Annotated in this window: 12 protein-coding genes; 11 read left to right on the forward strand and 1 reads right to left on the reverse strand. The window is 40.1% G+C overall.

The window, feature by feature from the left end:
* Positions 1–272: 272 nt before the first annotated feature.
* From GAB14E_RS02605 to GAB14E_RS02600, 3 genes are read left to right on the forward strand one after another with little or no spacing between them, the layout of a single operon-like run.
* The gene (locus GAB14E_RS02605) at positions 273–905 is read left to right on the forward strand and encodes a glycoside hydrolase family 19 protein (protein WP_033084183.1); all 633 of its coding nucleotides are present in this window, start codon (positions 273–275) and stop codon (positions 903–905) included.
* Positions 906–961: 56 nt separating this feature from the next.
* The gene (locus GAB14E_RS24295) at positions 962–1,828 is read left to right on the forward strand and encodes a lamin tail domain-containing protein (protein WP_052094065.1); all 867 of its coding nucleotides are present in this window, start codon (positions 962–964) and stop codon (positions 1,826–1,828) included.
* 59 nt (positions 1,829–1,887) lie between these two features.
* Positions 1,888–2,997 carry a hypothetical protein gene (locus GAB14E_RS02600; protein ID WP_052094068.1) on the forward strand — a complete coding sequence of 370 codons (1,110 nt, stop codon included), beginning with the start codon at positions 1,888–1,890 and terminating at the stop codon, positions 2,995–2,997.
* Here GAB14E_RS02600 and GAB14E_RS02595 read toward each other — a convergent pair.
* On the reverse strand, positions 2,987–3,223 hold the full coding sequence (locus GAB14E_RS02595) for a hypothetical protein (RefSeq protein WP_033084184.1): 237 nt from the start codon (positions 3,221–3,223) through the stop codon (positions 2,987–2,989). The two genes, GAB14E_RS02600 and GAB14E_RS02595, sit on opposite strands and share 11 nt — an antisense overlap.
* Positions 3,224–3,473: 250 nt before the next feature.
* On the opposite strand from GAB14E_RS02595, the gene GAB14E_RS02590 reads away from it, so the two are divergent.
* The 8 genes from GAB14E_RS02590 (at position 3,474) to GAB14E_RS02555 (ending at position 12,499) form a co-directional block, all read left to right on the forward strand.
* Positions 3,474–4,460, forward strand: coding sequence for a hypothetical protein (locus GAB14E_RS02590; RefSeq protein ID WP_033084185.1), 987 nt, complete (start codon positions 3,474–3,476; stop codon positions 4,458–4,460).
* Between the two features lie 5 nt (positions 4,461–4,465).
* Positions 4,466–4,927 carry a hypothetical protein gene (locus GAB14E_RS02585; protein ID WP_033084186.1) on the forward strand — a complete coding sequence of 154 codons (462 nt, stop codon included), beginning with the start codon at positions 4,466–4,468 and terminating at the stop codon, positions 4,925–4,927.
* Positions 4,928–4,986: 59 nt separating this feature from the next.
* On the forward strand, positions 4,987–5,301 hold the full coding sequence (locus GAB14E_RS02580; protein WP_033084187.1) for a hypothetical protein: 315 nt from the start codon (positions 4,987–4,989) through the stop codon (positions 5,299–5,301).
* 225 nt (positions 5,302–5,526) lie between these two features.
* Positions 5,527–7,146 carry a hypothetical protein gene (locus tag GAB14E_RS02575; protein WP_033084188.1) on the forward strand — a complete coding sequence of 540 codons (1,620 nt, stop codon included), beginning with the start codon at positions 5,527–5,529 and terminating at the stop codon, positions 7,144–7,146.
* A gap of 566 nt (positions 7,147–7,712) precedes the next feature.
* On the forward strand, positions 7,713–8,423 hold the full coding sequence (locus GAB14E_RS02570; protein ID WP_033084189.1) for a hypothetical protein: 711 nt from the start codon (positions 7,713–7,715) through the stop codon (positions 8,421–8,423).
* Between the two features lie 47 nt (positions 8,424–8,470).
* Positions 8,471–10,135 carry a DUF6765 family protein gene (locus GAB14E_RS02565; RefSeq protein ID WP_033084190.1) on the forward strand — a complete coding sequence of 555 codons (1,665 nt, stop codon included), beginning with the start codon at positions 8,471–8,473 and terminating at the stop codon, positions 10,133–10,135.
* Positions 10,136–10,562: 427 nt separating this feature from the next.
* A complete protein-coding gene (locus GAB14E_RS02560) occupies positions 10,563–11,414 on the forward strand; it encodes a GNAT family N-acetyltransferase (RefSeq protein ID WP_033084191.1) in 852 nt (283 codons plus the stop codon).
* Between the two features lie 149 nt (positions 11,415–11,563).
* Positions 11,564–12,499, forward strand: coding sequence for a hypothetical protein (locus GAB14E_RS02555; RefSeq protein ID WP_033084192.1), 936 nt, complete (start codon positions 11,564–11,566; stop codon positions 12,497–12,499).
* Positions 12,500–12,561: the final 62 nt, after the last annotated feature.

Consider the following 12,561-nt stretch of genomic DNA (forward strand, 5'->3'; position numbering starts at 1 on the left):
TAATGTGATCTAATTTGAAATACTGTTTCATTAATAGCCAGCCTGTACAGCAGATCAATACCTTCTCATTCATCAAAGCTGTAAAACATTTTAACCACTGTATTTGAGCTTCTAAAACAAGTATAAAAGTAAAATTTCTCGTCATGTTTTTTAGCTACTTATCATTGATTTACAGCAATTCCCCCTAACTTCCCCCGTGTAAGCACTGGCATGCAATGCCATCCTATTATTGTTTTTAAATGACCCCTCAGAAACATATAAAAGGACATCGTATGACTATCGTTTTAAGCAAAGAGCAGCTACAAGCTATTATGCCTGCAGCTAAAGTTGAAAATATTGAGTTCTATTTAACAGCACTCAATAACCAACTAAGTGACTACCAAATCATTTCAAATATGCAAGTTGCGCACTTTATCGCCCAAATTGCCCATGAAAGTGGCAGTTTTAAATATCGCCGAGAAAATTTAAATTACAGCGCTAAAGCGTTGCGAGCAGTGTTTGGTAAATACTTTCCCTCCGACGAAATGGCTGAGAAACATGCCCGCAATCCCGAGAGTATTGCCAATATCGTCTACGCAAACCGTATGGGCAATGGCGATAGTGACTCAGGTGATGGCTGGCGTTACCGGGGCCGAGGCTTGATCCAGCTTACTGGTCGTAATAATTACACCCGTTGCGGCTCAGATATAGGTTTGAATATTGAAGCGGAGCCCGAATTGTTGGCCAAAGACGCAGAGACTGCCGTTGCTGCAGCTTGTTGGTATTGGCAGTCAAATAAGCTAAATGGACCAGCTGATCAAGATGATATCAGACTAGTTACTCGAAAAATCAATGGTGGTTATCATGGTTTAGAAGAGCGAATCGCCTTTCTAAATCGCGCTAAAGAAGTACTGAATGTGATCTGATAAAACATCTTTAGCACTATTACCTTTAAACATCACTTATTTATTAGGACAAAATAATGGAAAATAAAAAGAAGATGGAAATCATAGAGCAACTAACGCGATTACAAAACTCTACTGATGTACAGAAAACTTGGCTTACCTTAGGTAAGGGGGTTGATGAATATGCGGGCGTTAAGCATCAAAAACGTATAGATAGTTGTAATAGTGGATCCGCTTTTCAGGATTGGTGGGAAAGCTGCTTTGAACTATTACAGCCACGGCAAATTATTATTAGTGCTGTTCAATTTGACAATAGCCGAGATGATAAAGAAGTAAATAACTATATTGAAATTCATAATACCGGACCTTCAATAATAGAGCTTACTGACTGGACGCTTCGCTCGAGTAATCAGAACTCTGATTTCTTTCATGAGGAGCAGCTCAAACCCTATTCGAAAACGCGTATCTATTCAGACCATCTACTGCTGAAAAAGGTAGCTAACTCCAAACCTTTATGGAATCAAGATGGTGACCTTGTCGCTATATATGATCACAAAGGGGAACTGATTTCCTCTTGGCGGTATGGTGATACAGCACATTCTTTGCTTTCAATTAGTCATATTTGTTTTGACGGTAATGAAAAGTATACCGAAGCAGATGAATATATTGAAGTATCAAATACCGGTGATAGCTGGGTTGACCTATCAAATTGGCAGCTCAGTGCGGGTAAGAATCAGCAATTTATTTTCCCAGAAAATTCGCAGTTAAAACCCTGGGGCAGCATCAGAATTTATACCAACCATATCGATGAAAGTACAGGTGGTTTCTCTTTCAATAGTAAAAGTGCTATCTGGAACAACCGTGGTGATATTGGTATTTTAACCGACTATAAGGGCAGAGTAGTTTCTGAGTATCGCTATGGTAATCAATTAGTCACTGGTTAGTGCCGGTAACTAATTTAGCTAAGTGTTAAATCGGTTTTTTCGGGTGATAGGAGGCATAAGTGAGTAGAAAAAATAATGAAAGCATAGGCCCAGTATCACCCGAAATAGCGCAGGTGATAAGTGACGGGCAAAGGTTAATTGCTTATATCGCTAGAAATGGCGGTGCAGAATTATCTGCAGATGTGACTCAAATTATAGTTGATGCTAAATATAAATTGCTTAGAGACGAATGGAGCGCTGAAGTCGAAACTGTATTTTTGCTTAATTATGATAAGTTGGCCAAAATAGTGTATCCAGTGACTATTGAGAGTGTGAATGCTGTAATACCAGTGTTAACAGGTAAAAGCAGCAAACCAACCAAAGCGGCGTATGCGGTTTCCTGGTACCGCCGCTATACCCTATTGGCATTGTTATTATTGTTAACAACGCAAATTTATTATCTGTTTGGTAAAGAGCTCAGTAGTAATCTCCATAGTATTTTTGAACAAAGAGAAAAAATACAAATTCAGCTCGATAAAGAAGTCATTCCAAAAGAAGAAGGCGCACCTTTGTCAATACAACTTGCCAGGCTAAATCAACAGCTTGATGCTAACTATAAGCTGTTAATGCATTGGAATAAGTTATGGTCATTTGGTGGTACTTTTAGCGGCAGCATGCCCACGTATTTTCAAACTAAATATGAAATGCAGAAAAAAGCCATATACCGGGATCGGGTGGTCAATCAAAGTCAACTGGATAACTTAGAGCTAAACCGAAGCTTGCATCAAGCCCGTATGGTGTTTTTTGAAAATGTCTTATCTGCAAACTCGGTGTTAAAGGTTTTACAAGGCTATATATTACCGCTTATGTATGGCTTGTTAGGGGCCTTTATCTTTGTCTTACGTAGTTTATTAAAAGAAATAAAATCTATTACTTACACCTTTAGCAGTGAAATCCGCTATCGATTAAGACTAACTTTAGGTGCCTTAGGCGGGATGATTATTGGCTGGTTTTTAAAGCCAGAAGAGGCAACTGCATTGGCATCATTATCACCGATGGCGCTGGCATTTTTAATGGGTTATAACGTTGATGTGCTGTTTTCTTTGATGGATAAAATTATCGATAGTCTCAAGCAGGCAATAGACAAGCCTGGCGAGAGTAAAAGTGCCCAAGGACAAGCTAAAGCTTAAAGGTGGTTTTTAGCTCGGCATTCAAGTTATTTAAAGCCTCAAGTAGCTTGTCTGGGCTGACGAAGCCTTTTTTAACGCCTTTTATCTTTATTTTTACCTGAGCTTGCAAACTAAATTGTTTGGCTGTTAGTTTAGCTTTTTTTCCATGTTTGTTAAGTACCTTCAACGCGGCATCAAGTGAAGCTAATGCCTTCTTACTTGTTGGGGATATTTTTTCTTCACTCATCACTTACTCCCTATTAATTAATGACAGTTATATCGCTGTGTATACCCGTTACCATTCTTTCATCACAGTGCTTTGAATTAAAATTACTCAAGCATTCTGAAACATGCATCTTGAATTGTGACGGGTATATATAACTAAACACGGGTAAATCGGCCAATCATAATAAATAAAATCCCCCAAGTTCCCCCGAGTTTTTTATCTGCGTAGCGCTTTTAATAAAGTTAACTAAAGAGCGGATGAGAGAGTTGCAGTGACAGAAAAAAAAGCAGTAGATATCGAACAAAAAAATGATAAAGAGGATATTTGGCTACGCATCGAGCGAGAGTGTGAGGTCATGGTAAAACATGCGTTTGCCAAGGGAGTAAATGTACCTATTAAAGTAATCAAAACCTTGCAGCAGCAAAAACAAAATATCGACCATGAGCTTAAGGCTGAAAAGCTCACTTTTGCTCATAACAATCTGGCTGAGCTTGTCGCTCCAGCTAAACCAGAAACTATATTGCTCATGGACGATGAGACTGAAAAAGGCTCTATTTTTTTGTTTTTAGGGCGAGTGCCACTTATTCGTAAAATGATGCTGGTGGCCATTATTTCTTTAATTGCCCTGATTAGCTTGAGTTTATCGCAGTATATTAATAATGAAAATATGGTTACTAGTATGTTTGATATGGAGGGTACTCGGCTACTCTATGTGCAAACCATTTTATTGGCTGCTGCTGCAATTGGTGCTTCTTTTTCGGCATTATTTAAAGCTAATACCTATGTGACCGCTGGCTCCTACGACCCTAAATATGAAAGCTCTTATTGGGTACGTTTTGTTGTTGGTCTGATCGCGGGTATTATTTTAACTCAACTAATACCCGTTAACCTCGATGCTGTGGCAGAGGCGGCAGGCAATGCAAGCGGCTCTGCAGCTTCAGGAGTCAGTCATGCCGCATTGCGCATTACCATGGCTCTAGTGGGGGGCTTCTCCGCCCACTTGGTCTACACCATTTTAGACCGCATTGTTGAAACGGTTTCCTCCTTTATTTCTCCACCTGTAGCAGCAGACCCTGAAATATTAAAACAATCACTGCAAAATCAGTTTCAACAGGAAAAACTTCAGTGGATGACTGAATTAAGTAGTGAACTCAATGTATTACAACAGAAGTTAATTATCGAGCCAGAGCTTAGTAAGCTTGAATTACATAAACATTTGGCAGAATTTCAATTACTAATAACAACGAAGGATAGGTGATCTCTATGAATAATATGAACGCTATGAATAAAAAATTTGGTGGTTTATTGCTGGTGCTATTTTTTACTAGCATGTTTTATGGTTGTTCCTTACAACTGCTGGCCGAGCGAGATGAAGTGTCATTGCAACAGATGGAAGAGTTAGCGCAAGAGGTTGATCACTTATTTACCCAGCTGCTGTATATGCCTCCAGACCGCAGGGATTACAAATCAAATGCGCCCAAATATCTATCGGTGGAAGTAAAACTCAATGCGCTAAAAATGCGTCAGGAAAGTAGGATAATGAATGAGCTAACCATCGAGCAGCTTGGTATTGCTATTGGCTTGTGGGCTCAAGACCGAAAACGTCATGAACGTCAAAATAGCTTCTCTGATTTTATGCTTAAGCGCTATCGCAGTCAGTACAAACGCTTGTTTCTGGCAATGATAAAAGGTGAAGAAGCAAAAGAAAAACGCCTGGATTCGTGATCCGAGCTTAATATAAAAACATTCGTAACTACTTAAATCCGTGAATAAGGAAGTATAAAATGAGTATAGATATCGGTCAAACATTTAGTGATATGGCGCAAGTTGCTGGGCAAAGCCTTGAAGAAGGTGGAGCTGCAATTGGCTCAGGTATCTCTAAGGTATTAAATAACAATAAACAGTCTCTTGCTGAACTAGCCCAAGCTAGGGTAGATAGTGAAATTAATGATGAAGATTTTGCAAATGAGCTGGCACGAGAACAGTTGATTGTAGAAGCTGAAATGATTGCCTTAGAAATAGCGAGTAAAGCGGCAGTACAAAAGGCCGTTAATGGTGCTATGGATGTACTCACTAAGGCGGTGGCTGCGGCTATTTAATTGCACAGGTAACGTTATTTAACCTAAAGGTGAAATAACGTTTTTGCATCAACATAATCTAATCAAACTTAACCTAGTTATAACTCGGCATAAGTAATCAAATTAAAAGCATATCTAAAACATAACCTAATAATAACTTAGTCATATATTTAAGTAGCTTACACCGGGTTTTATTTAAATTAACTTGCTAATCTGCTGCTATTGTCTCCTTAAATGTCAGAACTTATGGCTAAATATATAAAGCGTATCCGCTACCGACGCAGGCGTGTATTTCGATCTTGTGATTTTATCAGTAAAGCCTCAGTCAAAGTGCAAATAAAAGCGCCAATAGAATCACCAATTGAATCAAAGGAAGAACAGCATATAACACAAGGTGTTATTGATGATTTACTGCAGACTCAGCAAACGGACCTATTAGCGTCTGACTTAGAAGTTGATGATGAACCTTTGGCTTACTTTGAAAAAGGTAAAGACCCCTATGCTTATTTGGTTAGTCAGTTACCTCTTATGCTGAATAGTATTCCCAACCTGCTGCATGAGCCAAACTCAAATAAGCAAAACGAAGCTAGCCTAGTAGCGCAGGATGAGTCTGAACAACAACTAACTACAGATGATAATGATATTAGTAAAACAGATAGGTTTACTCCGTTTAATTCTAGTCAGTTTATGCTAAATGAGTCTGAACAACATGGGCTTGAACTAAGTAAGGCTGAGCTAGACAAGTCAGAGCTAAAAAAAATAAAGCGAGATAGGCAAGAAGTAGCTAGAGCTGATTTTGCTAAGCTAGAACAAGCTGAATCAACTGTGGCAATAACGACCAAAGCCAAGCCGCGAATATTGTGTCAGGTTAAGCCCGGCAGTGAACATGCCTTATTAAATCATACCGATGAAAGCCCTGAATTAAGTCTTGATATAAGCTTAACAAAACAGCAAAACTGGTTGCAGTGGCGCACACAAGCAGGTACTCAAAGTAACTTACTGTTAGCTCGTTTAATGCCATCAGTAATATCATCAGTAATGCCTCGTGCTTTTCCGTGGTTAGGACTCCCCGGACATAGCGGCCGAAAAATTCGTTATGGCGGTCATTATCCTCGAGTTATTAAGGACAATAGGCATGATCAGCAAGCAACTACTCGCTCAGTAGAGCATAGCTTCTTTCATTTAGATGTACTGAACCTAGCCAATAAACACAAGTTGACACTAGCTGAGTTCATTATGAGTTTAACATCGGTATCGTCCATGGCCGAATTGGTCGCCAGTGCTGAATTATCGGCCATTGCTCGAGTGTATATTTCATTACCTAAACAGTCACTGAACGACTTAGCTACCGACAGTTTCCTGAAGGAAGCCTGTAAGGTTAAACAATTAACCCCTAAATTAAATTGGTTAGATTGCTTACACCCTTGGCTTATTTTGGTGCATAAAACTAGCGTGACCTTAGATAATTTAGCCGAATATCTTAATCAGGCGCCCGTTAATCGTATATATAAAATTACCCTTGCCAAGCTAAGTTGTTATGTAGAAATAGGCGCGACACAGGTGTGTTTATCTAATGGTAAAGACAAACCTGTTGTGGTCAGTAAAGCTGACTTTATTGCTCGTCTTAGTTCTTCATTTAGTTCTTCATTTAGTTCAGATATAAAAAAGCCAGCAATCTTGCCTAATCTCAATGTTGCAACAGATGAACTAGTGCATTTACTTGTCTTTCAAGCCGATGATAGGGCGAAAAAATCATTACTTATCGGACTTGAAAATAAGCTAGCCCAGGGTCTTAAAGAGTGGCAGGTAAAGGCGGATATTCCCTTTGGTGAATTTGTCAGTAGTGCCGCTCTGCAGAGCTCATGAGTATTGCTACCTATACCCAAGCTACTTCAATATGCTCGTTTCAGGACGTCTGAGCGATTCATGATCAAGGCGTGTATTTCATTAATGGTTGTTCCCTTAATTAATTAATCAACGATGAACATGATTTTCTCAGACGTCCCAGAATGGCTGGCTTAGAAACGCTTTATCCATCGTTATTGGTTTCGACAATAGAATAATTATTCTCTTCAATCAATGCCTTGCCTAAAGACGTTTCTAATTCCAGCTGAATCCTGCATATTGAGGTCGCTTGGGTATATATTATAAAGTGAGCGTTGTTTTACCTGTATAAGGCCGAGGTTTCGCCAAGTTTAACTTTCTCATTATCAGTAAGATAATACCAATTCCACTAACTATGTGATCACTTCTACTTACTAAAATCACAAACTACTTCGTTATTTATTTAATAATTAGAACAACTAGTTATAAAAGTAAACGCCTTGTATTTTGTAATTTTTTCTACGTTTAAGATAGCTCACCATAATTAATGGAACTGGTATAGCTATCAAGCATTCATTCTAAAAACAGCAACAATGGAGTTTAACTAAATGAAAAAAATCCTATTTCGCTCATGTGAAGCGGCTGACGGGCGTAAGTTTGCATTCTTAACCGATCAACCTGAAGTCGAAGAGTGTTTCGATAATGGCTATAAAGTGGCATATAAAGACCGAGATGGTAGTAATAATCCTGAACTCCTCGCGCATTGGAACAAGGAATTTACTGTCAGTTCGGAAGCATTTACCTTGCTACCTGATACCGATGAAATACCCAGTGAAGTGCAAAGTGCATTTACTAATATGGTGGCTGGCTTGATCAAAGGTATTGATGTGCTGTTTTGTGACTATAACCTTGGGGTAGAGGGTGACTTACCTATGTGTAACGAGGTGATGGAATTACATAAGTCGACAGATTTTGTGCTGTTTTCCTGTGCCGATATTGTTGGCGACGATCCTAGCGTTCAGCCCTATATGGTTTCTTATGCTGCTCCCCGCTATAAAACAGGTGCACAAGTATCAATGCAGCACCGAATTTATTGTAAAACCGAAGCCTTTGCTTTTTGTCAAAGCATTAACGCCATCGTTGTTCAACGTAAAAAAGATAATTTGATAGGTGGTCATATTCGCACTGACCTCGACCCTTATGTGGCCGAATCGGTAGTTGATGAAGGTGCAGCCAAACAAGCAATCGACAGGTTTGTTGAAATGGTAAAACGTCTCAACGGTGATATTAAAACGCTGGCGGCGCCACAAGCGAGTTAACTGTGAATGAGAACAGAGCCAGGATACAACAAAAAAAGGATGGCTAAATGGATAGGTATTTTCATTATTACGCGACCTATTTAGCGGCGCGGTGGGCTGGCATGGAGTCAGACAAAGCACAGCAACTAGCTTACTGTTGTCAAACCATGGATGAGTTAGGCGCCGGCTTATCTATGGTACTGCCTTGGCATTATCAGGGCGAAAGCCAAGGAGAAAATCAAAGAGAGAAATTTTCTCCTTGTATAACCGGAGTCAATGCTAAAGCTGGTGATGGTGTTGAAGATGAATTATCAACAGTAAATAGCTACTTAGATAACATCTGGCTTTACCCGCAAGATGAGCAGAAAATCCATCAAGAAGAGTCTGGTTTTGGCACGCTTAACGCTGAACTGGCCTTTCGATGTTTTCCTGCTTTATCAATACAAACAGTAGCGGTAAATCATGCTGGCGAAGTCAATAGTGTGGTAAGTAGTGTGGGAAGTAGCTCGGTAAGTGGCGCCGTAGCTAATGCAGTAGCTAATGCAGCAGATAATACTACAGACAGTGCAGTTACCGATGAAATTAAGCCAAAGTTTGAAGCACAACACTATCGGCATAAAAAGGGTTTCACCACCAATGCATCGGGTAGTCGTATAAATGATAACTGGCGACAACAGCAAAATCCCTTGGCTAAGTTAGCTGCTAGTCAGCCACTCGATAGCTGTATTACCAGTCAACATTATAATCCGTTAACTGATATTGATTGGCAACGCGGAGGTAACTTTAAACAAAGTTTTAGTCAAAAGTTGGCCGGTAAACATCAGGCCTCATTACGGGGCGAGCAAACTAGGTACCAAGCAAGTGACTACATTGCTGAACATAGCGCTTGTGGCGGCAAAACTATTCAGAGCAAAAAGTCGAGTCAGTTAGCAGGTCATGAAGGCATTGATGAGGCAGGCATTGAAGAAACAGACGTTGATGTCATAGATATTGATAAGGTGTTTTTTAACGGCAGTAGCCAGCAAGCCGTGCATAGCAATAGTAATAGCAACTGTAATAGTAATTATGAGCCGTTACTTGCCTGTGTAGCCAATAGTGATTTTTCTCGGGAGATGCTCAACGATATTATTTATAAATCTCGTTATCGCTCTGAAGTTAAAGACATGGAGCTACAACTACTGGGCTGTCGGTTATTTGTCTATCAACAAACCTGGCGACATAATTTAAAAAACGGTGATAAAGCTAAGCAGCTAAAAGATGCCTTTTATTGGACCTTGTATGCCATTGAGTGTTTCTTACGTGCTACGCCATTAAAGAATAAAAGGCACTGGTTTGCCAAATTGAGCTCTGAGCACACCGCTAGTATAGACGAACACTTAAGTCAGTTGTTTGACTTTACCGGGGAGCCATTTGAACAGGAAATTCACTGGTTAACTCACTTACCTAGGCTACTGGCCTGCCAGCAACAAGGGTTACCGCTAGTTGCTGATAATTGGCAACAGGGACTTAGGTACCGGAAAAATCACTTACTGGAGCAAGCCATGTTGGCGGCAAAAACAGCTCAATCTCGACAGATAAAATCTTTGACTGGCTTTAAACAAAGTGATTTTTTTAAGTTGAATAAGGCCGCTGAATATCATGCAAATTGGCTGGCATGTCAGCTAAAACATCAACAAGTATTTGACTTTGATACGAGCCAGTCGTTGGGTGATGCCGCTATTTGGCGACTGTAGCTTGGCGACTTTAGTTTATCGCCAATGCATAGCGAATCTGGTTTAGCGCTAAGAACAGATAAGTTAAATACCTAGGGGGGAGCTGCTTAAACCCAGCCTAGCTCAACATAATAAAACAACTCGACATAACACACTGAATATTAACAAAAAGGAAAATGTATGCGCTTATTAGATTGGATATTTATCGTCTGCTTAATTTTGATCGTTTTATACTTAAAAAATCCGTTATTCAAACTCTGGCTAGATGCGATGATTTAGCTTTTACCAACTATTTACCCTACTTTATCGGCTCAGCAGCTTTTGGTTACTTTTGTAAGGCTCACGCTAATGCCTTATGGCCGTCCTGCTCTTCTTCAACTTTGAGCAGGAGGGATTTTTACCTATCTCGCTATCCCTTTATTGCTCTGTAAAATATAAGCAAAATCTTATGCCTATCACTAGTCCGGTAACTAATCCCATAACATCCATGCCGTTACCAAGGTTTGGGCCATTAAGCTTAAAGCACACTGCTTTCAAGAAAAATGTTATTAAACAGATTGTTATTAAACAAGGTAATATTAAACGAAATATTGCTAAGCAAAATGCACAAGAAAAGAGTTCAGTCATTAGTTTACAACCGTTAACTGCGCAGCATGCACCCTATTTACTCCATTTACTGACAACACAGATATGTTCATCATTGGCAATTGAGCCTGTTAGCAATCTTGCGCAGGCCATTGCCTTTGTACACGGTGAGGGCTCGAGTCATAACAAACGTTTTGGTATTTTTTATCACTGCGCTGGCTCAAACCCTATTTTGATCGGCAGCCTAGGCTATCAGTTAGAACATCAGCTAGAACATCAGTTAGAAAGCCAGCTAAGTTCACCAAGCCAGTTGAGCTCAGAAAACCGGGTGAATTCACACCGCCAGGCGACTATCAGTTATTGGCTGGGTCATGTTTATCAAGGGCAAGGTCATGCTTGGCAAGCGCTAGGGTTATTACTGAACAGTCTTACTTCTCAGGGAATTGATTCTGTTCTGGCAAATGTCTATGCCGATAATATCTGTTCACAAAAATTACTAACAAAATTGGGTTTTATTCAGGTGAACAACACTATTCATAACGATGATTGCCATGCCATAAATAGCGTATCTGCAAGCGCAAGGGTAAAGGTGAATTTTGCTACAAATGAAGGCATTAATGAAGGTGTGAGTATCGGTTCAGGTGAGGGCGTCACAGATAACGTCACAGATAGCACAAGCAGTAAAGCCATTATATCTTTTACACTGGCGCTATAGCGCTTTCAATTAATGTTTTCAACTAATGCTGTCAATAAGCACTATCAATAAACAATAAGCGGCACAAGGCCGACTTTTTCACTGTTTTCCCCGAGTGCATGAACAAGGGGCTGGTTATAGTTTGCTCTTTTCATTAAGGACAAACGAGTATGTACCGCTCATTGAAAAACCAGTTAACCGTTAAAAGTACCAGCATTATATGTATTAGCTTTTTTTTAGTTGTGGCTCTGCTAATACCTAAAGAAGATAATGCCGCGCCATTGCCAGCCCTGCTGGCTTTAGCCCCAGAACAATATTCGCTAATTCCGTCTGATAAAGTGGCGGGTCTACATCAGCTAACCCAAGCGCTATCTCAGCAGCTTACTCAGCCAATGGTTCATCAGTTAGTTCCACAATTAGCAGCAGCACCAGCGGGTTGGTTTATGCCCCAAAATGAGCTTTTTCAGGAATATTCTGACGAAGGTCATTTTGAGGGCATTACAGGAAAAGAGGCAGGAGAAGTTGTAGAAGAAAAAGCAGGAGCAAACTCAGGAGGAAAAGTAGAAGAAAATACCAGAGTTACTATTACTGCGCTAGATGAAGCAACAGCTCGAGTACGTATTCTTGCTTGGTTAAAAACAAACTGGCAGGTATATGCTTTAGATGACGCTGATTTACTGCCAGCCATTCAATCGCTTTGCCCACCAGTGAATGAATACAACTTATTAAGTCACCAGCAAGCGATGAAACCTTGTTTAAAACATTCACTGGCCACTGGCTTGCGTGAGCTTGCACAAAAACAACAATCACTCTTTCAACATCCTGGCAGGCAAGTACGCATTGGCGTACCAGCGATAGAACATCAACCGCCGCTAGGACATGCCTATACCTGCTTCAAAGGCGACTTAGCCAATAGCAAAGTGGTGTTGTTTGCGCAAAGCCTAGGTCAAAGCGTTAACGAATCAATCACGGTGCAGGTTATTGGCGCATACCCGTGTGCAGACGGTAAAAAGTATCCCGATATTCAGCTTAATGAGCAACAGGGTAAAACACTTTTTAAACGTCAAGCGAGAGCGATTGAAAAGGCTGTGGCGCTGACATTTTAGTTAATAGCTGGGACTTAACACTAAGCAGTTAACATCAAGCAGTTAATACCGAGCAGTTAACA

It is taken from the genome of Colwellia psychrerythraea, assembly GCF_000764185.1.
Taxonomy (GTDB): Bacteria; Pseudomonadota; Gammaproteobacteria; order Enterobacterales; family Alteromonadaceae; genus Colwellia; species Colwellia psychrerythraea_B.